Annotated in this window: 15 protein-coding genes; 5 read left to right on the top strand and 10 right to left on the bottom strand. The window is 71.6% G+C overall.

Translation table 11 applies throughout. The features are described 5' to 3' along the window. Positions 1-9: 9 nt before the first annotated feature. Positions 10-876, bottom strand: a complete 867-nt coding sequence (locus tag AB0I94_RS35375) for a bifunctional methylenetetrahydrofolate dehydrogenase/methenyltetrahydrofolate cyclohydrolase (RefSeq protein WP_363313852.1) — start codon at positions 874-876, stop codon at positions 10-12. Positions 877-1,142: 266 nt separating this feature from the next. Here AB0I94_RS35375 and AB0I94_RS35370 point away from each other — a divergent pair, with 266 nt between their 5' ends. After that, on the top strand, positions 1,143-1,775 hold the full coding sequence (locus AB0I94_RS35370) for a hypothetical protein (RefSeq protein ID WP_363313851.1): 633 nt from the start codon (positions 1,143-1,145) through the stop codon (positions 1,773-1,775). A 106-nt stretch (positions 1,776-1,881) separates the two neighbouring features. On the opposite strand, the gene purH is transcribed toward AB0I94_RS35370, so the two are convergent. After that, positions 1,882-3,459: a bifunctional phosphoribosylaminoimidazolecarboxamide formyltransferase/IMP cyclohydrolase gene (gene purH / locus AB0I94_RS35365; RefSeq protein ID WP_363313850.1), complete on the bottom strand. Its 1,578-nt coding sequence runs from the start codon at positions 3,457-3,459 to the stop codon at positions 1,882-1,884. After that, entirely contained in the window at positions 3,456-4,085 is a 630-nt protein-coding gene (gene purN / locus AB0I94_RS35360; protein WP_363313849.1) for a phosphoribosylglycinamide formyltransferase, read from the bottom strand. The genes purH and purN overlap by 4 nt, the downstream gene beginning before the upstream one ends. A gap of 268 nt (positions 4,086-4,353) precedes the next feature. On the opposite strand from purN, the gene AB0I94_RS35355 reads away from it, so the two are divergent. Next, a complete protein-coding gene (locus AB0I94_RS35355) occupies positions 4,354-5,193 on the top strand; it encodes a hypothetical protein (protein WP_363313848.1) in 840 nt (279 codons plus the stop codon). 62 nt (positions 5,194-5,255) lie between these two features. On the opposite strand, the gene AB0I94_RS35350 is transcribed toward AB0I94_RS35355, so the two are convergent. Further along, positions 5,256-6,860 (bottom strand): DUF6350 family protein, encoded by a 1,605-nt coding sequence (locus AB0I94_RS35350; RefSeq protein ID WP_363313847.1) that lies wholly within the window; start codon positions 6,858-6,860, stop codon positions 5,256-5,258. Between the two features lie 150 nt (positions 6,861-7,010). On the opposite strand from AB0I94_RS35350, the gene AB0I94_RS35345 reads away from it, so the two are divergent. Further along, positions 7,011-8,300, top strand: a complete 1,290-nt coding sequence (locus AB0I94_RS35345; RefSeq protein WP_363313846.1) for a helix-turn-helix domain-containing protein — start codon at positions 7,011-7,013, stop codon at positions 8,298-8,300. 177 nt (positions 8,301-8,477) lie between these two features. On the opposite strand, the gene sucD is transcribed toward AB0I94_RS35345, so the two are convergent. Both sucD and sucC read right to left on the bottom strand, forming a co-directional pair. Continuing rightward, complete coding sequence (gene sucD, locus AB0I94_RS35340; protein ID WP_363313845.1) at positions 8,478-9,362, bottom strand: succinate--CoA ligase subunit alpha; 885 nt, start codon at positions 9,360-9,362, stop codon at positions 8,478-8,480. 21 nt (positions 9,363-9,383) lie between these two features. Then, positions 9,384-10,562 carry an ADP-forming succinate--CoA ligase subunit beta gene (gene sucC, locus AB0I94_RS35335; protein ID WP_363313844.1) on the bottom strand — a complete coding sequence of 393 codons (1,179 nt, stop codon included), beginning with the start codon at positions 10,560-10,562 and terminating at the stop codon, positions 9,384-9,386. 311 nt (positions 10,563-10,873) lie between these two features. Between sucC and AB0I94_RS35330 the strand changes: the two genes are divergently transcribed. Then, positions 10,874-12,058 carry a pentapeptide repeat-containing protein gene (locus AB0I94_RS35330; RefSeq protein ID WP_363313925.1) on the top strand — a complete coding sequence of 395 codons (1,185 nt, stop codon included), beginning with the start codon at positions 10,874-10,876 and terminating at the stop codon, positions 12,056-12,058. Here the strand turns inward: AB0I94_RS35330 and AB0I94_RS35325 are convergent. From AB0I94_RS35325 to AB0I94_RS35310, 4 genes are all read right to left on the bottom strand, one after another. Next, positions 12,055-13,203 carry a hypothetical protein gene (locus AB0I94_RS35325; protein WP_363313842.1) on the bottom strand — a complete coding sequence of 383 codons (1,149 nt, stop codon included), beginning with the start codon at positions 13,201-13,203 and terminating at the stop codon, positions 12,055-12,057. The genes AB0I94_RS35330 and AB0I94_RS35325 overlap by 4 nt on opposite strands. Before the next feature lie 163 nt (positions 13,204-13,366). Then, on the bottom strand, positions 13,367-14,515 hold the full coding sequence (locus AB0I94_RS35320; RefSeq protein WP_363313924.1) for a VWA domain-containing protein: 1,149 nt from the start codon (positions 14,513-14,515) through the stop codon (positions 13,367-13,369). A 161-nt stretch (positions 14,516-14,676) separates the two neighbouring features. Beyond that, on the bottom strand, positions 14,677-17,118 hold the full coding sequence (locus AB0I94_RS35315) for a DUF5682 family protein (protein ID WP_363313841.1): 2,442 nt from the start codon (positions 17,116-17,118) through the stop codon (positions 14,677-14,679). Positions 17,119-17,199: 81 nt separating this feature from the next. Then, positions 17,200-18,393: an AAA family ATPase gene (locus AB0I94_RS35310; protein WP_363313840.1), complete on the bottom strand. Its 1,194-nt coding sequence runs from the start codon at positions 18,391-18,393 to the stop codon at positions 17,200-17,202. A 155-nt stretch (positions 18,394-18,548) separates the two neighbouring features. On the opposite strand from AB0I94_RS35310, the gene AB0I94_RS35305 reads away from it, so the two are divergent. Beyond that, positions 18,549-19,931 (top strand): SWIM zinc finger family protein, encoded by a 1,383-nt coding sequence (locus AB0I94_RS35305; RefSeq protein WP_363313838.1) that lies wholly within the window; start codon positions 18,549-18,551, stop codon positions 19,929-19,931. The last annotated feature ends 111 nt before the right edge of the window (positions 19,932-20,042 follow it).

Raw genomic sequence — 20,042 nt, 5'->3', positions numbered from 1 at the left:
CTTCCCGGTTCAGCTCGCGGCGGCGGACGCGGCGCGCTCGGCAGCCTCGACGACGTTGACGAGCAGCTGGGCGCGCGTCATCGGGCCGACACCGCCGGGGTTCGGCGAGATCCACCCGGCGATCTCGCGGACGCCCGGATGCACGTCGCCGACGATCTTGCCGGTCTCGTCGCGCGAGACGCCGACGTCCAGGACCGCGGCGCCCGGCTTCACGTCCTCGGGCTTGATCAGGTGCGGGACGCCCGCCGCGGCCACGATGATGTCGGCCTGCTTCAGGTGCGTGGACAAGTCGCGCGTACCGGTGTGGCACTGCGTCACCGTCGCGTTCTCCGAGCGGCGGGTGAGCAGGAGCGGCATGGAGCGGCCGATCGTGACACCGCGGCCGACGACCACGACTTCGGCGCCGTTGATCTCCACGCCGTACTGGCGCAGGAGCTGGATGATGCCGTAGGGCGTGCAGGGCAGCGGCGCGGGCTCGTTCAGGACGAGGCGGCCGAGGTTCATCGGGTGCAGGCCGTCGGCGTCCTTGTCCGGGTCCATGAGTTCCAGGACGCGGTTCTCGTCGATGCCCTTGGGCAGCGGGAGCTGCACGATGTAGCCGGTGCAGGCCGGGTCGTCGTTGAGCTCGCGGACTACGGCCTCGATCTCCTCCTGCGTCGCGGTCGCGGGCAACTCGCGCTGGATGGAGGCGATGCCGACCTGCGCACAGTCGCGGTGCTTGCCGGCGACGTACTTCTGGCTGCCCGGGTCGTCACCGACCAGAACAGTCCCGAGGCCGGGCGTGCAGCCCCTCTCCTTCAGGGCCGCCACGCGGGCGGTCAGTTCGGACTTGATCGCGGCTGCGGTGGCCTTGCCATCGAGAATCTGGGCGGTCATGACCCCATCTTCCCGGATGAGACCCGCCCGGTACCAATCAGGTCGCCTCCGCGGGCCGACTGTGTCTCAGCTGTGTCCCGAGACCTGACCAGCTCTGTTGCACTTGCACAACTCATAGGGAATGCGGCTGGACAAATAAGCCTGGCCTAAAGAACGATATGCGGCACAGTGCCGCGGGCAGTGTCGGGGGGACGGACCGCATCTGTAGAACTTTCCTCCGTGATGTGCCGCGTCGTCCCCGCATTACCCGACGGAGGAAGACCGCCATGAGTTACGGCGACCCGAACAACCCTTACGGGCAGCCGCCCCAGCAGCCCCCGGCCGCTCCCGGATACGGCTACCCCCAGACCCCGCCCGGCGTCCCGCCGCAGCAGGGTTACGGCTACCCGCAGCAGCAGCCGGCCTACCCCGGCTACCCGGGCGGCGGCGGCAACATGATGCAGCAGTCGATGCCGGGTCTCCTGGTCACCGCGCGCGTCTTCCTGTTCCTGATCTCGGCGGTGCAGATACTCTTCGCGATCATCTACCTCTACGTGGGTGCGATCGCCAGCGACGCCGGTGACAGCGGCGAGGACCTGGGTCTCACCGGCATGGGCGAGGCCGGTGACGCGGTCGCCGGGATCGCCATCATCGGCGCCCTGATCGCCGCCGCCTTCGCCGCGCTCTCGATCACGCTCGGCGTGAAGTTCAGCCGCGGCGGCCAGGGCGTCCGGATCACCACGGTCGTCTACGGCGCGCTCGGCGGCATCGTCGGCCTGATCGGCCTCTTCGTCGGTCTCGACTCCGGTCTCGCGACCGCCATCATCGGCCCGCTGATCTGGGTCACCTTCGCCGTCATCATCACGATCGCCCCGGTCGTGCCGAGCGGCACCGCGTGGTTCAACCGCCCCCGCTACTGAGGCGAGCAACCACCGCGCACCACACGCGATCCACACCCACGGGCCGTGCTCACCCTGTCGAGGGGGGGCACGGCCCGTGGGTTTTCGTCCCCGTCCCGGGGGCCGATCAGTGGAAGAAGTGCCGCGTACCCGTGAAGTACATCGTCACGCCCGCCTTCTTCGCGGCCTCGACGACCAGCTCGTCACGGACCGAACCGCCCGGCTGCACCACGGCCTTGACGCCCGCGGCGGTCAGGATCTCCAGGCCGTCGGGGAACGGGAAGAACGCGTCCGAGGCGGCGTACGCACCGTGCGCGCGCTCCTCGCCCGCCCGCTCGACAGCGAGCTTCGCGGAGTCGACACGGTTGACCTGACCCATGCCGACGCCGACCGAGGCGCCGTCCTTGGCGAGCAGGATCGCGTTGGACTTCACCGCGCGCGACGCCTTCCACGCGAAGGCCAGCTCGGCGAGCTCGCCCTCGTTCAGGGCGTCGCCCGTGGCGAGCGTCCAGTTGGCGGGGTTGTCGCCGTCGGCCTGGAGGCGGTCGGTGACCTGGAGGAGTGCGCCGCCGTCGATCTGCTTCACCTCCACCGTGTTGGACGGGGCCTGGTGGGCGCGCAGGACACGGATGTTCTTCTTCTTGGTGAGGACTTCGAGGGCGCCGTCCTCGTACTCGGGCGCGACGATGACCTCGGTGAAGATGTCGGCGACCTGCTCGGCCATCTCCTTGGAGACGGGGCGGTTGACCGCGATCACGCCGCCGAACGCGGAGAGCGGGTCACAGGCGTGCGCCTTGCGGTGCGCCTCGGCGACGTTCGCACCGATCGCGATGCCGCAGGGGTTGGCGTGCTTGATGATCGCGACGCAGGGGTCGTCGTGGTCGTACGCGGCACGGCGCGCGGCGTCCGTGTCCGTGTAGTTGTTGTACGACATCTCCTTGCCGTGCAGCTGCTCCGCCTCGGCGAGGCCGCCACTGCCGTCGACGTAGAGGGCTGCGCCCTGGTGCGGGTTCTCGCCGTAGCGCAGGACGTTCTTGCGGGCGTACGCGCTGCCGATGAACTCGGGGTGGTCGGTGCCGTCCGAGGCGTAGTCCTCCGCGAACCAGGAGGCGACCGCGAGGTCGTACTCGGCGGTGTGGCGGAACGCTTCGGCGGCCAGGCGCCTGCGCGCGGTCAGGTCGAAACCGCCGTCACGGACGGCCGCGAGCACGTCGGCGTACCGGTCGGGGCTCGTGATGACCGACACCGACGGGTGGTTCTTGGCGGCGGCGCGGACCATCGACGGGCCGCCGATGTCGATCTGCTCGACGCACTCGTCCGGCGTCGCGCCCGACGCGACCGTCGCCTTGAAGGGGTAGAGGTTCACGACGACCAGCTGGAACGGCTCGATGCCGAGGTCGGCGAGCTGGTTCTGGTGGTCGGCCAGTCGCAGGTCGGCGAGGATCCCGGCGTGCACGCGCGGGTGCAGCGTCTTGACCCGGCCGTCCAGGCACTCGGGGAAGCCGGTCAGCTCCTCGACCTTGGTGACGGGCACCCCGGTGGCGGCGATCCTCCCGGCGGTCGAACCGGTCGAGACGAGCTCGACGCCGGCCTCGTGCAGCCCGCGCGCGAGCTCCTCGAGCCCGGTCTTGTCATAGACGCTGATGAGCGCGCGCTTGATCGGGCGCTGCGAGTCCTGCGAGCCCTGCGTACCTTCGGCGGTCACGGGATAAGTACCTTTCGTCCCTCAATGCGGTAGCCGTTACGGGCCAGACGCCCCACGACATCGACGAGCAGCCTTCGCTCGACTTCCTTGATGCGCTCGTGCAGAGCGCTCTCGTCGTCCTCATCCCCGACCGGGACCACGCCCTGGGCGATGATCGGGCCGGTGTCGACGCCGTCGTCGACGAAGTGGACGGTGCATCCCGTGACCTTCGCGCCGTACGCGAGCGCGTCGCGCACACCGTGGGCCCCCGGGAAACTGGGCAGCAGGGCGGGGTGCGTATTGACGAACCGGCCGCCGAACCGCGCGAGGAATTCCTTCCCCACGATCTTCATGAACCCGGCCGAAACGACCAGGTCGGGCTCGTACGAGGCGGTCGCCTCGGCGAGAGCCGCGTCCCACTCGTCGCGGGTCGCGTGGTCCTTCACCCGGCAGACGAAGGTGGGGATACCAGCGCGCTCGGCGCGTTCGAGCCCCGCGATGCCGTCGCGGTCGGCGCCGACGGCGACGATCTCGGCGCCGTAGCCCGTGGTCCCGTCCGTCGCGATCTTGTCGAGCAGAGCCTGCAGATTCGTGCCTGATCCGGAGACCAGCACGACCAGGCGCTTGGCCACAGGGCTCTTGGCCACAGCGGGGCCCTTTCTCGGGAGGTGCGTCTTTGTAGGGTCGTACAAAGGCTTCGCGTCTCCCGATACGGGGAACTCTACGAAGCGGCCGACCGTCAGCAACGATACCGGCACACGGTGCGGCCCCTCACGGGACGGGGGCGCGGCCGGAAGGTAGCGTCTGCACCAAGACGTCGCATGACGTCACACCGTCCAGAAGCTCGCTCGACACGCTCGCTCGGACACGTTCGCTCGGACACGTTCGCTCGACCAAGGGGAAGACGCACACCTGATGCCGGACCGTAGCCTCCGCCTTCCGCTGTCCCTCGCGTTCGGCCTGACGCACGCGGGGGAGCGCGGCTCGACGCTGCTGCGCGACGGCCGCCCGTCGTCCCCGCCGCAGGGCTCCCAGGACTCCGGGGGCTCGGACAACAACCCCGGGAGCTCCGACAACTCCGGGAGCTCCGAGTCCTCGAAGGACGACAATCCCTTCGCGCCGCCGCCGGAGGGAACCCCGGACCAGCCGTGGCGTCCGCGCCCCGGCAACGGCGGCGACAGCCCGGAAGCCGAAGGCCAGGGGCGTTCCCCCTGGGGCAGCCAGTGGAGCGACCGGCAGCCCGGCCGCTCCCAGGGCGGCGGCTTCGGCGAGCGCCCCGGCCAGCAGGGTGGGGGGCAGGGCACCGACGGACCGTCCGGGTCCGGCTCCGGCATGCGCTGGGACCCGACCGACCCGGCCCAGCGCCGCGCTCGGTATGCCCTGCTCTCCGGGATGTGGGCCTTCTTCTTCGCGCTCTTCGGCTGGCGGTACGTGGCCCTGCTCCTGGGCGCGCTCGCGCTGCACTGGGGCATCAGCTCGCTGCGGGCGAAGCCGAAGCAGCCGGACCCGACGGCGCCGCCCGCCCAGCGGCCCGCGGCCGACCCCGCGAGCACGAAGCCGCAGACCACGGCGGCGGTCAGCGGCCTGGTGACGGCGTCGCTCGCCGTGGCGATGGTGGCGGCGACGTTCGCGGCGCAGATGGTGTACCGCGACTACTACACGTGCATGAACGACGCCCTCACGAGCCAGTCGAAGCAGGAGTGCAACGACCTCCTGCCGAAGCAGTTGCGCCCGCTGCTGGGCGAGCGGGACTGATCCTGGGCGGGGCCTTGAGGGCCTTGGGAGGCCTTGGGGGCCTCCTCGGACGGCGGCCTGCTTCACGTCCCCGGTGGCCGTTCCTTCTTGGTCGTGTTTCTCAGTGCTGTCCAGCGGGCCTCTCGGGAGGCTCCGTCGTGCCAGGTCCTCACGCCCCGGTCCGTCATGTCTCCCGGCGGGTCCTGCGGCAGGAAGTCGTACGGCTGGAACGGCTCCGGCGTGGGCGGCGCCGGAGGCGGTGGCTGCTTCTGACGGCGGTGAGGGATGCGCGGGATACGCAGGCCGGGGGCTGGTAGCAGCCGGAAGTGCGGGACCCGCGGCTTGGGCAGACGCCGGCTGATCTGCGCCCACCGAGAGGGCGTCCGGCGGGTTCGAAGAAGCCATGCCCGCATCATGAGGGCGAACGGCGGGCTCACCACCGCCGTCCACCCCAGCGCCGCCGCCCCCGTCTGCCACCACACCGGCCCGAAGTCGGCCAGGACGGCCACCCCCATCGGGCCGCCCGCCAGCGCCGCGAGGACCGCCATCGCCACCCCGCACAGCGCCGCCGCCACCAGGGCGACCAGCGCCGTCCGGCCGCGGGTCCACGCCTCGCCCCGCCTTCCGGAGGCAGGCGTCGCCGCCCCCGCCGTGAACCACGCGACCGCGATCCCCGCGGCCAGCGGCACCGCGCCCACCGCCCACGTCAACGGTGATCCGGGCCCCTCCGTCGGCACCGCCGCCAGCAGCGGGAACTCCGGCAGCACGGGCGCCGGACTCACGGCCAGCGGCCCCGCCACGCTCCCGGTGCCGAGCGCGAAGCCGGGGCCCAGGCCGTACGCCGCACCCCACACCGCCGCGTTCGGCACCAGCGCCACGGCGAGCAGCAGTACCGCGAAACGGCCCGACCACACGTCCGTGACCTGCGCGAACGACGCCCTCGCCAGGCCGCCGTGCAGGGCGAGCGACACCGCCACCAGGAGCGCTCCGCCGCCGATCAGCACCACCGTCCCGGCCGCCGCGGCCCGCGTGGCGGCGCGGATGTGTCGGCGTACGAAGAAGGGGCGTACCGCTGCGGGCAGCGCGCGCAGACCCCTGCGCACCCCACCCGGCAGCGGCACCCGCGGCCACCCGAGCGCCGACCAGACCCCCACCGCCGCCGCGCCCGCGGCGAGCACCGGCAGGTGCAGCATCACGCTGGGCCACGACGGCCGCAGCGCGCCACCCGCCGCGTACACCGTCGCGGCCGTGCCGACCAGCAGATAGCCGCCGACCACCCCGCACCACACGGTCCGCGGCGCCATGCCAGGCCCCTCCGGGTCCGCCGCGTCCCGTGCCGCGCGGTGCGCGAGCCAGCCCGGCAGCACCATCAGGAGCAAGGGCGCGACACCGACCGGCACCGAGGCCCCGGAGAACGTGTCGCTCCGGATCAGCTCCGTGCCGTGGGCGATCAGCCACACCGCCGCCGCGACATGCAGCGCCCCCTCGGGCCCGTTGTCCGGATAGGGCGAGCCGACCCAGAGGACCATGACCAGGACGGCACAGGCGCCAAGCCCGAGCCCGGCCGCGACGGCCCCTGCGAACATGCACGTCGCCAGTCCGGGCGAGCGGCGGCGGACCCGCTGGACCAGCGGCTTGAAGGGCGGCACCGGTGAGCTGCGGTAAGTGATGTGAGTCACATCGGCCATGCTCCCAACGACACGCGCTTTCTCTCTGTAACAGGCGAATATCGGATGTGTCGCACAAGATACGTTTATGTACTTTTTCGTACGACGGACCGGCCGCGCCCGCCTGCCCGCCGCACGAAGGCCCACGGCCCACGGCGCGGAGAGTCCGACATGACCCAGAGCCCTGCCACACCGTTGCCGTCCCCCAAGGAACGCCGACGTCTGCGCGAGGCCAAGTCCCTGAGCCAGGCCCAGATCGCCGCGCGGGTGGGCGTCACCCGGGAAACGGTCCGCGCCTGGGAGACCGGCCGCTCCGAGCCACGCGGCCGCAAGCGCGACGTCTACGCGAAGCTGCTGGCCGAGATCGCGCACGAGCGGACCGTGGCGGGCGAGCAGACCCTCACGGGCAACCAGGCACGCGCGGGCGAGCGATCCGTGCGGCGCCCCAGTTGGGCCCGGGACGCGGCCCCCGCCATCGACGCCAAGGACGCCAAGGACGCCGTGGACGGCAAGTCCCCCGCGCGCATCCCGGTGGGTGCGGCGATGAACGGTCGCGTCCTGCCCGAGCCGGTGATGCGGCCACCGGCGGTCGGCCAGGCCGCCGCCCAGGGAGTCGGCCGAGCCACGCGCGAGACCGGGCCGTCCAGGCCCGCCACGGGCGCGTCCACCCCCGCCGAAGCCTTCGACATGCTCTGCGCGTCCTGCGCCCCCGGCCTCGTACGCCAGACCTATCTCCTCACCGGCCGCCGCACCCTCGCCCAGGAGTCCGTGGAGCGCGCCTTCCAGCTCGCCTGGCAGCGCTGGCCCGAGGTCGCCGTGGACCGCGACCCGGCCGGCTGGGTCCGCGCGGCGGCGTACGAGTACGCGATGTCCCCCTGGCACCGCCTGCGCCCCGCCCTCAGGCACCCCGACGCCCCGCCCGCCGAGGCTGCCGACCGCGCCTTCCTCAAGGTTCTGATGAGCCTGCCGCCCGCGCAGCGCCGCACCCTGATGCTCTACGACGGCGTCGGGCTCGACCTGCCCGATACGGCGGCCGAGACCGAGGCGAGCACCCCCGCGGCGGCCAACCGGCTGCTGCACGCGCGCGAGGTGATCGCCGAGAAGCTCCCCGACCAGGCGGCGACACCCGAGGCCCTGCACCAGCGCCTCGGCGAACTGTGCGGCGCGGAGAAGCTGCGGCCCCCGAACCCGGCCCGGGTACGCACCGGGAGCGAGCACCGCGCCCGGTTCTGGACCCGCGCGGCGATCGCCTTCACCGCCCTGGTCGTCGGCGCGACGGCCCTCACCCTGAGAACGGCCCCCACGCGCTACGAGCCGCCCCAGGCCCCGGGCAAGGCCATCAGCGACATCCCTCCGAGAATGGGCCCCGGCCACCTGACGTACGCGGACCAGATCCTCCACCGCAAACTCCGCGAGGAACTGTCGAGCGGCCCGGAAAAACTGACACCGCTGCCGAGATAGGCCCTGGAAGGGGCGCGGGGAACTGCGCAATCTTTTAGGGGGCGCGGGGAACTGCGCGATCTTGAGGGGGCGCGGGGAACGGCGCGGCCAGCCCCGGACGGCCCGCGCGGCAAACGACAGAGTGGGCCCGCACCTCAGTCGAGGTGCGGGCCCACTCTGCATACGGTTCAGGCAAACTCAGCCCGCGAGAATCGCCCGCGCGAGCTTCGCCGTCTCGGTCGGCGTCTTGCCGACCTTGACGCCCGCGGCCTCGAGGGCCTCCTTCTTGGCGGCAGCCGTACCGGAGGAGCCGGAGACGATGGCGCCGGCGTGGCCCATGGTCTTGCCCTCGGGCGCGGTGAAGCCGGCGACGTAGCCGACGACCGGCTTCGTCACGTTGGCCTTGATGTAGTCCGCCGCGCGCTCCTCGGCGTCGCCGCCGATCTCGCCGATCATGACGATCAGGTCGGTGTCGGGGTCGGCCTCGAACGCCTCGAGGGCGTCGATGTGCGTCGTGCCGATGACCGGGTCGCCACCGATGCCGACGGCCGAGGAGAAGCCGATGTCACGGAGCTCGTACATCATCTGGTACGTCAGCGTGCCGGACTTCGAGACCAGGCCGATGCGGCCCGGCTTCGTGATGTCGCCCGGGATGATGCCGGCGTTCGACTGACCCGGGGTGATGAGACCGGGGCAGTTCGGGCCGATGATGCGGGTCTTGTTGCCCTTCGACTTCGCGTACGCCCAGAAGGCGGCGGAGTCGTGGACGGCGATGCCCTCGGTGATGACGACCGCGAGGGGGATCTCGGCGTCGATCGCCTCGACGACGGCGGCCTTGGAGAAGGCCGGCGGCACGAAGAGGACGGACACGTTGGCGCCCGTGGCCTCCATGGCCTCCTTGACCGAGCCGAAGACCGGGACCTCGGTGCCGTCGAAGTCGACGGAGGTGCCGGCCTTGCGCGGGTTCACGCCGCCGACGATGTTGGTGCCGTCACCCAGCATGAGCTTGGTGTGCTTCATGCCCGTGGCACCGGTCATGCCCTGGACGATGACCTTGCTGTCCTTGTTGAGGAAGATAGCCATGGCTGTGTTTGTCCCTCGTCCTTACTTCGCGGCCGCGAGCTCGGCGGCCTTGTCGGCCGCGCCGTCCATGGTGTCCACGCGCTGCACGAGCGGGTGGTTGGCGTCGCTCAGGATCTTGCGACCCAGCTCCGCGTTGTTGCCGTCGAGGCGCACGACCAGGGGCTTGGTGACTTCCTCGCCCTTGGTCTTGAGGAGCTCGAGCGCCTGGACGATGCCGTTGGCGACCTCGTCGCACGCGGTGATGCCACCGAAGACGTTGACGAAGACGGACTTGACGTCCGGGTCGCCCAGGATGATCTCCAGGCCGTTCGCCATGACCTCGGCCGAAGCGCCGCCGCCGATGTCGAGGAAGTTGGCCGGCTTGACGTTGTCGTGCGCCTCACCGGCGTACGCGACGACGTCCAGGGTGCTCATGACGAGACCCGCGCCGTTGCCGATGATGCCGACCTCGCCGTCGAGCTTCACGTAGTTGAGGTTCTTGGCCTTGGCGGCAGCCTCGAGCGGGTTGGCTGCGTCCTTGTCCTCGAGCGCCTCGTGGTCGGCCTGGCGGAAGTCGGCGTTCTCGTCGAGCGAGACCTTGCCGTCCAGGGCCAGGATGCGGCCGTCCTTGGTCTTCACCAGCGGGTTGACCTCGACGAGGAGCGCGTCCTCGGCGACGAAGGTGTCCCACAGGGTCACCATGGCCTCGGCGACACCCTCGGCCACCTCGGCCGGGAACTTCGCCTGGGCCACGATCTCGCGGGCCTTCTCGATGTTCACGCCCTCGACGGCGTTGACCGGGACCTTCGCGAGGGCCTCGGGGGTCTTCTCCGCGACCTCCTCGATGTCCATGCCGCCCTGCACCGACGCCATGGCGAGGAAGGTGCGGTTGGTGCGGTCGAGGAGGTACGAGACGTAGTACTCCGCCTCGATCTCCGGGGACAGCTCGGCGATCATCACCTTGTGGACCGTGTGGCCCTTGATGTCCATCCCGAGGATGTCCGTCGCGCGAGCGACGGCCTCGTCCGGGGTGTCGGCCAGCTTCACGCCGCCGGCCTTGCCTCGGCCACCGACCTTCACCTGTGCCTTGACGACCGACTTGCCGCCCAGCTTCTCGGTGGCCTCGCGCGCCGCCTCAGGCGTGTCGATGACTTCACCGGCCAGCACCGGTACACCGTGCTTGGCGAAGAGGTCCCTCGCCTGGTACTCGAACAGGTCCACGCGCGTCCGTCCCTTTTCCGTGATCTCGCTGCGATCTCGCTGCTTTGTGGTCAGCTGTCTGCGTGGGCGTGCCGCGGAGGGCAACGTGACTGCGCTGTCACAAGGGAGGCGTAGGACGGAGTCCGGTACGCGGCATGTCCGTCTCGCAGGTTATCGCCGTGGGCCGTGGGTCCCTAAATCGCAGATCACATTTGGGCGGTGATGACTGTCACAGATCGCAGATGCGGACCGAGGGCGGGCGGCCCCTGTGGTGACAGGGGCCGCCCGTTTGCTCGTGTTACGGCTGGTACAGCCACTGCGGGTGACAGCCCGTGCCGCCGCACGGGCTGTCGCTCCGGCTGTCAGACGGCGTACGTCGCGTTGTGCGACGCGTTGTACGCCTGCTCGTACGTCGGCAGGTAGCTCGGAGCGACCGAGTCCGCCACGCCTTGGACGCCCGTGACGGCGTTCCCGGCGAGGGACTGCGCGTCGGGGGCGACGGTGCCCGTCAGGTCCTGCGCGAAGGGCGAGACCTGGCCGACGACTCCACCGGCGAACGGCTGGACGTCTTCCGTCACGCCGTACGCGAGCTCGCCCGCGCTGCCACCGACGCCCTGCACGACGGGCCGCACCTGGTCGGTGACGGTTTGCACGAGCGGCGACACCGAGCCGACGACTCCGTCCGCGAAGGGCTGCACGTCGTCGCCGACGACACCCTGTGCGAACGGCGGGACCTGGCCGACGACCCCACCGGCGAACGGCTGGACATCGCCGACCACGCCCTGCGCCAGGTAACCGGCATCGCCGACCGCCTGCCCGGCGACCGGCACGACACCGTCGACCGCGGTGGCGGCGATGGGCGGCAGGACGGCTGCGGCGGTCTCGTCGACGATGGGGCCGGCGGTCTTCGTGGCGGTCGCGGGCGCCTTCGTGGCGGCGGCTTCGACCTCCGGGGCAAAGGCGGAGAGCGGACCGAAGAGGTAGTCGACGGAGTCTTCGGGGGTGCTGACGTCCGAGGTGCTGACGTGCGGGGCGCTGACGTGCGGGGTGCTGATGTCCGGGGTGCTGATGTCCGGGGTGCTGACCTCGGGGGCGTTGACCTGGGGGAGGTCGGCCTTGGGGGCGGCGGCCTTGGTGGCGGTCTTGGTGGCGGCCTTCGCTTCGGCGGCGGTGGACTTCGCGGTGCCGCGCACGTCGGCGGCAGTGGACTTCGCGGTGCCCCGGGCGTCGGCGACGTCAGCCACGTCGCCGGTGACGTCAGCGACCGCGTCGGACGTGTTGTCCGGCAGGGCGACGGAGTGCTGCGGCATCTCGTCCGCGCTGGCGACGGCGGAACCGAGCGCCCAGGCGCCCGTGACACCGGCGGCTATGACGATGGAACGACGGATGTTCTTGTTCATGCGTGCTTCAGATCCTTCGAAACTCTGGCTGTGAATCCGACCCGGATGAGTCCGGTCGGCGGGCAGACCTTTGCCACCCCCGCGCGGCAGGTCTTCGCGGGGAAAGGGCTGCCCTAGCCAGGGAAGTCGGGGATGTCCCGGTGTCGTTCGCGGATCGGCACGGAAACCTGAGCGGCTTCGACGCCCCGCATAAGCCGCACCGGCGCACGGCCGCCGGCCGAGGCGGCACACGGATCGCCGTGCCGCGTCGAACTCCCGTCACCGGCCGACTGTCCGCCCAGCGTCCGCGCGGGATCGCCGGGTGCGAACGGGAACGGCTCGTGCTCGGTGCGCTTCCCGCCGTCCGATACGTCACCGCTCACCTGGCGGCCGGCCTGATACGCGGCGCCGGTGCCGGTGAGGGTGCCGACGCGGGCGCCTGTGCCGTACGAGGACTCGGCCCGCGCCTCGCACGTTCGAGCCGCCGCCTCGCCCTGACCGGCATGGGTCGCCCCTGGCTCGTCCCCGGCATCAGCACCGCCGCCGACGCCTGAGCCGGGGCCGGGGACGGGGCCGGGGACGGGGACGGGGCCGGGGACGGGCTGCGGCAGCTCAGGCGGGGCGGGGAGGTTGGGAGCGCCGGGGACGCCGGGGAGGTTGGGAGCGCCGGGGACGCCCGGCATGCCGGGGAGGTAGGGGAAGCCGGGTGCTTCGGGGAGCACCCGCTGCGGCGCGCCCTCAAGAACTCCAGTGCCCACGTCCACGACCGGCCGCACTACACCCCGCGCGGCCCGAACCACGGGCTCAGCGGCGTCGGCCACAGGCTCGGCGGCATCGGCGACGGGCTCAGCGGTGTGGACCACGGGTTCAGCGATGTCGGCCACAGGCTGGACCGCGTCGGCCACAGGCTCGACCGCAGCATCGCGCACGGCTTCGCGCCCGTCCCGCGCGGCCTCGCCCACGGATTTCTTCGCGCTCTCCCCCGCGGGTTCGGTCTCGCCCACCCGTCCCCGCACGGGTTCCGCCGACCTCGCGGGTTCCGCGGACCGAGTGGATTCCGTCGACCTCACGGGGTCCACGGATCGAGTGGGTTCCGCCGACCTCGCCGACTCCACGCGCCCCGCAGCCGGAACACCGTCCGCGGCCTGCGCACGCTCGCCGCAGAGAATCCCCAGCGCGAGCAACCCGACCAGCAACAGCACCACTTGCAGCGCACGCCGCCCGGCCACGGCGCGCGGCATGCGCACAGCGGCAGAGGGCAGAACGACTGCTGCGGGAGTCAAGACGAGGGGGTTCCTCTGCTGGGCGGGTGCCCCGGACGCTGTCTGAGGGCTGAACGGAGTGCCCCGGGCGCTGGGCCGGGCGGGCCCGGAGCGCGACGTTTCGCTCCGGGAGTGAAGCCCGCCGATCCTCGCACGGGCTGCCCGCCCTGGCGCAAGCCCCCTGTCACCGATGCGCATTCATGTCCGGTATGGGCAGAGGGCGCTTCTCGATCGCCGCTGCCATCACCTCCGGGAAAAGGTCGGGGGTGCAGGCGAAGGCCGGGGCATCCAACGCCGAGAGCGCCGCCGCGTGTTCGCGGTCGTACGCGGGCGTCCCCTCGTCGGAGAGCGCGAGCAGCGTCACGAACTGCACGCCCGACGCCTTCATCGCCGCGACCCGCTTCAGCATCTCGTTGCGTATACCCCCTTCGTAGAGGTCGCTGATGAGGACGACGATGGTGTCGGCGGGCCGGGTGATCTGCGACTGGCAGTAGGCGAGTGCCCGGTTGATGTCGGTCCCGCCCCCCAACTGCGTGCCGAACAGCACATCCACCGGATCGTCGAGCTGATCGGTCAGGTCGACGACGTTCGTGTCGAAGACGACGAGCCGCGTGTTGAGCGACCGCATCGAACCGAGCACGGCACCGAACACCGAGGCGTAGACGACGGACGCGGCCATCGAGCCCGACTGATCGATGCAGAGGATGACCTCCTTCTTCACCGACTGCGATGCACGCCCGTACCCGACGAGGCGCTCCGGCACGATCGTCTTGTACTCGGGCAGATAGTTCTTGAGGTTGGCCGCGATCGTACGGTTCCAGTCGATGTCGTGGTGGCGCGGCCTGCTGACCCGGGCGCTGCGGTCGAGCGCGCCGGTGAGGGTGGCCCGGGTCCGCGTGGCGAGCCGCTTCTCCAAGTCCTCGACCACCTTGCGTACGACGGTCCGCGCGGTCTCCTTGGTGGTCTCCGGCATGGCTTTGTTGAGGGAGAGAAGGGTTCCCACCAGGTGTACGTCGGCCTCCACGGCCTCCAGCATCTCGGGCTCCAGGAGCAGCGTCGACAGGCCGAGGCGTTCAATGGCGTCGCGCTGCATGACCTGGACGACGGAGGAGGGGAAGTACTTGCGGATGTCCCCCAGCCAGCGCGACACGGACGGCGCGGACGCCCCGAGCCCCGCCGAACGATCCCGCGACCGGTCCTTCTTCCCTCTGTCCCGTCCCTCACCCCCGTACAGCGCACCGAGCGCTCCGTCCATCGCCGCGTCCCGCCCGGCGAGCTCGCACCCCGTCCCTTCGCCCTCACCCCCGCCCAGCACAAGACGCCACCGCCGCATCCGCTCCCCCGCGGCGTCCCCGGCGTCCCCGCCGTGGCTGCGCGCATCTGCCACGGGGTTGCCCTGAGCTGTCGCGGCTTGCGCGCCTTGAGCGGCGGCTACCTCGGCGTCCCCCGCCCTGCCTTGTGCGACCGCCCTGCCTTGAGCGACGTCCTGCGTCATCAGCCCACCCCCACAAGATCGTTGCCGTCGTTGGCCCCTAGCCCGCCTTCGGTCCCAGCCCCAGCCCCAACCCCCAGCAACAGACTCAGCACCGGCAGAACCGCGTCCGCGCGCTCTCCGTCGAGCTCCGGCCCGAAGCCAGGTATCCCACCGGCAGCGGTCGCGGCGCCGCCCGCCGCCGGGCCCCGCCGCACCAGTTCGCCCAGCGTCCGCCGCACTCCCGGTTCGTACGCCGAGAAGGTGCGCCGCAGCAGTGGGAGTACGTCGGTGAAGGCGCGGTCCGGGACCCCGGTCAGCCAGTCGTCGACAAGGCCGAGCAGCCGCTCGTCGTGCACGAGCAACATGCCGCCTCCCGAACCGCCGCCCACGAATCCCTCGATCCAGGCGGCGGCTTCGGCCGGTTCGGTTCCCCGCGAAAGGGCGAGCCCCATGAACCGGGCGGCCTCGTCCTCGGCCAACCCCCCACCGTCCACCAGGATGCGCACGCACCTCCCGCGCACCACCCCCGCGACGCTGTCCCGCTCCCCCAGCACTCTCAGCACGGAGAACCACCGCCCCCGCATACCGGCCCCCGGCGGAGACAGACGCGGACCGGACTCCCCCTCGCCCGCCCGACCGGCACCCAGCTCCCCCAGCAGGCCCACCGCCTGGTGCACCGCGTCCACATGCCCCCGCATCTCGAGCGCAGCGTCCTGGTCGAGCCCCGCGCACGCGGGAGGCAGCCCGACGAACACCCGCTCGGCGAGACCCATAGCCACCTCACCGAGGGCAGCGGTGTCCGTGCTCCGCACATCCCCATACCGAAGCGACCTCACCAACGCGGGCAACGCCTGCGCCAGATGTCCGACATCCGAGTCCAGCGCCGCCCGGTCGGCGAGGACCCGCATCACCACAGGCAGCGCTTCCGGCAAGTCCGCCAGCAGGCACCGCTCGGCCAGCGCGGTGACGTCGGCCAACGCCCTGGCACCGACGGCATCGGATTCCGCCCGAGCGGTGGCCGCCGCCACCACGGTCGTCCCCCAGACCCCGGCCTCCGCCACCCGCACGGAAAGCTCCGGCTCCCACCGCAGCCGCCAGGTCTCCCGGAACGTACCCGTGCTTCCCCGCGACTCGACGGGCTCGCCCCAGCCGATCCCGAGCAGCCGCAGGCGATGCAGCAGTCTGCTGCGTGCCGCGTCCGTGTCTTTGCGCAGATCCAGCTCCAACTCCCGCTCAAGCGCTTCCGGTTTGAGCCGGAGCTTTCGCTGGAGCCGCGTGAGATCGCGCTGCAACGGCACCGCCGGCGCGGAGTCCGGCACCTCCCCCAGGACATCCCCGACGACCAGCTTGTCGTGCACGAGGGCAAGCGGCACGTCCGAGCCCTCGCACATCACCGCCCGGATCGCGTCCGTCGTCTCGGTGAGCCCCGGCAGCGGGCGTCCCCGCATCGCGGCGAGCGTGTCCGCGAGCCGTACCGCCTCGATGACATGCGCGGACGACACAAGCCTGTCCTCATCCCGGAGGAGCCTCGCGACCTTGGTCAGCCAGCGCTCGACGGGCCGGTCGGGCGCGCTGAACAGATGCCCGTACCAACCGGGGGACGCGATCCCCGCGCCGTACCCACTGGCGCGGGAGAGGCGACGGTGAGTCCAGGGCACCCAGGTCATGTCGACCTTCACCTTCGGCAGCCCCTTGAGCAGCGTCCGGTCGGCCGCGACGGTCACCTTCTGCCGCAGCGCCGGCACATGCCAGGCGCCGCACACGACCGCGACCTCGTCGGGCCCGAACTCACGCTGCGCCGTGCGCACTTGAATACGCATGTACGCCTCGCGCACCAGGTCGCGGTCATGCCCACCCGTCCCGTACTCCTCGCGCAGCGCCCCCATGGCCTCGCCCAGCGCGTCGAACGGCGCGAACGCGTCCCCGCCTCCGTCCCGGTGCTCGACGACGTCCTCCCACCACCGCTCCGGATCGTCGTACCCGGCGGTCTCGGCGAGCACCGCCAGCGGATCGATCCGCACCGCGTCGACCTCCGCGTCCCCCGGTGATCCGGGCTCGCCCGGATCACCCTGCGCGGCGTCCTCGCCCCCTTCCTTCCCCTCTGCCCGCGCCAGCGCATGCGCCGCTGGAAGATCCATGAAGCGGACCGGGACCCCGGCTCCCGCGGCCCACGTGATCGCGACCCACTCCGGCGAGAACTCCGCCAGCGGCCAGAACGCCGAGCGGCCCGGCTCGTCCGCCACATGCGCGAGCAGCGCGACGGGCGGCCGCATCCCCTCGTCCGCCGCGAGCGCCACCAGCGCGTCTGCCTCCGGCGGCCCTTCGATCAGCACCACACGCGGGGCGCCCGCCTCAAGCGCGGCCCGCACCGCACGCGCCGAACCCGGCCCGTGATGCCTCACCCCCAGGAGCAAAGGCCCCTCGCCAGCCCGTGTCGTCGCTCCCCGCACCTCGCCGCTCATGTCCGCTCCTCCCCGTCTCCCGCGAACCAGCCACCATCACACCCACACCCAGAACCACACCCACACCGACGCCCCCGTTCGTCACGCACTCACCTCACGGCACGCGCGGTAGAAGTCCTTCCAACCGTCCCGCTCACGGACCACCGCCTCCAGGTACTCCTGCCAGATCACCCGGTCCGCCGCCGGGTCACGGACGACCGCGCCGAGGATGCCCGCCGCGACATCGCCCGGCCGCAACACGCCGTCCCCGAAGTGGGCGGCCAAGGCGAGGCCGTTGGTCACAACGGAGATCGCCTCCGCCGTCGAGAGAGTGCCGCTCGGCGACTTCACCTTCGTACGCCCGTCGGCCGTGACACCGTCCCGCAGCTCACGGAAGACGGTGACGACGCGGCGTATCTCGTCGATCCCCTCAGGACCGGACGGCAGATCGAGTGAGCGTCCGATCTGATCGACACGGCGCGAGACGATCTCGACCTCGGCCTCGGCGCTCTCCGGCAATGGAAGGACCACCGTGTTGAAGCGGCGTCGGAGCGCGCTCGACAGGTCATTGACCCCGCGGTCGCGGTTGTTGGCCGTGGCGATGAGGTTGAAGCCGCGCACGGTCTGCACCTCCTGGCCCAACTCCGGTATGGGCAGGGTCTTCTCCGACAGGATCGAGATCAGCGTGTCCTGCACGTCCGCGGGGATGCGGGTCAGCTCCTCCACCCGCGCCGTCATGCCGTCGGCCATGGCCCGCATGACAGGGCTCGGCACGAGCGCGTCGCGGCTGGGGCCGTGCGCGAGCAGCCGCGCGTAATTCCAGCCGTACCGGATCGCCTCCTCCGGCGTGCCGGCCGTGCCCTGCACGAGCAGCGTGGAGTCTCCGCTGACGGCGGCCGCCAGATGCTCGGACACCCATGTCTTCGCGGTGCCTGGCACGCCGAGCAGGAGCAAGGCACGGTCCGTGGCGAGGGTGGTGACGGCGACCTCGACGATGCGGCGCGGCCCCACGTACTTCGGCGAGATCACCGTCCCGTCGGGCAGCGTGCCACCGAGCAGATACGTCGCGACCGCCCAGGGCGAGAGCCGCCAGCGGGCAGGGCGGGGCCGGTCGTCCTGCGCGGCGAGCGCGACCAGTTCGGCGGCGAAGGCCTGCTCGGCGTGCGGCCGCAGCGCCTCCGCCTCCCCCGCCGGCGCGGACGCGGCGGACGCGGACGCGGACACAGCGGATGCGGCGGTCGCGGTCGCGGGCTGGCCCTCGGTCGTCGAGGTCGTCGAGTCGACGGACACGGTCATGGAGCGATCCCCCTCCAACTCGTCCGGACGCATCTGGCCCGGATGTGATTCCAACCGTGCACCACGCCACTGACAATCGCCCCTCGCACGCCGCTGACCTGCGCAGACATCAGGTGCGGAGTCGATTGTCAGTGCTGGGATCTACCTTCGATGACATGACTCAGCAGGGGGTGCGCTGGACGGCGGATCAGGTGCTGTCACTGGCGCCTGACGCCCCGTCACGCAAGGCGGGAAGCAAACTCGGCGTCGCCGGCCCATGGTCGGAGGCAGGCAGTTCGGGCGAGGGGGCGGTGTGGGGACTGTGCAAGGGCAGTGGCAGCAAGCCGTATCAGACGGTCGTCGACATCGCGGACATCACCGGCGCCGCGGGCCCGGCGTACAAGTGCAGTTGCCCGAGCCGCAAGTTCCCGTGCAAACACGCGCTCGGGCTGCTGCTGCTCTGGGCGGGCGAGGACGGGACCGTCGATGCGGTGCCTCAGGCGCAGCCGCCGGGGTGGGCGGAGGAATGGCTGACGGGGCGCCGTAAAAAGGCGGAGACGAAGCGGGCTCCGGACACCGAGCCGGGCTCTGCGGTCGCCGACCCCGATGCCGCACGCCGCAGGGTGGAGCGGCGGGCCGAGCGGGTCACGGCGGGAGTGACGGAGCTGGAGCAGCGCCTCTCCGATCTGCTGCGGGGCGGTATAGCCGCCGCGGAGCAGACGGGGTACGGACTGTGGGAGGAGACGGCCGCCCGCATGGTGGACGCCCAGGCGCCCGGGCTGGCCGCGCGCGTCCGGGAGTTGGGGGCCATCCCTTCATCGGGCCCCGGCTGGGCGGTGCGGATGCTGGAGGAGTGCGCGCTGCTGCACCTCCTCGACCAGGGCTGGCTGCACCGCGAGCGACTGCCGGAGCCCCTGGCGGCCACGGTCCGCTCCCGCATAGGCCTGCCCACACCGGCACAGGGCCCGCCGGTGCGGGACCACTGGCTGGTGCTCGCGCAATACGACACGGCGGACAGCAAACTCACCACCCGCCGGATATGGCTGTACGGCACGGAATCCGGACGGACGGCCCTGCTCCTTTCGTACGGAGCGGCCGGACGCCCGCCCGCCCTCGCGCTGCCGGTGGGCCTCGCGCTGGACGCCGAGCTGACCTCGTATCCGGGCGCGGGGCAACTGCGGGCGGATTTGGGCGAGCAGTTCGGTGCTCCCGCGCCGACAGCCGCCCGGCCGCCGGGTGTGCAAACGGAACAGGGAGCGCGGCGCTACGGGGAGATGCTGAGGGACGACCCCTGGCTGAATTCCTGGCCGGTGACGCTGCGCGACGTCATACCGACCCCTCACCTGGCGCCCTCATCAGATGGATGGCAACTGGTGGACGCGGAGGGCGACATGGGCCTTCCCCTCACCCCTTCCTCGGCATCTCGAGCGGGCCTGTGGCGGCTGGTGGCACTCTCCGGAGGCGCTCCGGTGACGGTCTTCGGCGAGTGTGGCCACAAGGGTTTCACGCCTCTGACGGCCTGGCCTCGCGGAACGGGAGGGGCCGTCGCCCTCTGCTGACCACCCTGCCCGACGACGGCGGGACCCCCAAGGCCGAGGCCGCGGACCCGAGAGACCTGTACGACCGGCAGGACCCCCTGGCTCCGAGGCCTCCGATGCCTTCGAGGCCCA

Source organism: Streptomyces sp. NPDC050147 (assembly GCF_040660195.1).
Classification (GTDB): Bacteria; Actinomycetota; Actinomycetes; order Streptomycetales; family Streptomycetaceae; genus Streptomyces.
Note: the sequence above shows the minus strand (reverse complement) of the source record. Positions and strands in the feature narration are given on the sequence as shown.

Bases quoted from the DNA above. Each gene is read 5' to 3' on its own strand.
- AB0I94_RS35350 (WP_363313847.1), bottom strand. From the start codon at position 6,860: ATGGCCGATGTGACTCACATCACTTACCGCAGCTCACCGGTGCCGCCC.
- sucD (WP_363313845.1), bottom strand. From the start codon at position 9,362: ATGGCTATCTTCCTCAACAAGGACAGCAAGGTCATCGTCCAGGGCATG.
- AB0I94_RS35320 (WP_363313924.1), bottom strand. From the start codon at position 14,515: ATGCGGCGGTGGCGTCTTGTGCTGGGCGGGGGTGAGGGCGAAGGGACG.
- AB0I94_RS35305 (WP_363313838.1), top strand. From the start codon at position 18,549: ATGACTCAGCAGGGGGTGCGCTGGACGGCGGATCAGGTGCTGTCACTG.
- AB0I94_RS35355 (WP_363313848.1), top strand. From the start codon at position 4,354: ATGCCGGACCGTAGCCTCCGCCTTCCGCTGTCCCTCGCGTTCGGCCTG.
- AB0I94_RS35345 (WP_363313846.1), top strand. From the start codon at position 7,011: ATGACCCAGAGCCCTGCCACACCGTTGCCGTCCCCCAAGGAACGCCGA.
- AB0I94_RS35375 (WP_363313852.1), bottom strand. From the start codon at position 876: ATGACCGCCCAGATTCTCGATGGCAAGGCCACCGCAGCCGCGATCAAG.
- AB0I94_RS35315 (WP_363313841.1), bottom strand. From the start codon at position 17,118: ATGAGCGGCGAGGTGCGGGGAGCGACGACACGGGCTGGCGAGGGGCCT.
- AB0I94_RS35370 (WP_363313851.1), top strand. From the start codon at position 1,143: ATGAGTTACGGCGACCCGAACAACCCTTACGGGCAGCCGCCCCAGCAG.
- AB0I94_RS35310 (WP_363313840.1), bottom strand. From the start codon at position 18,393: ATGACCGTGTCCGTCGACTCGACGACCTCGACGACCGAGGGCCAGCCC.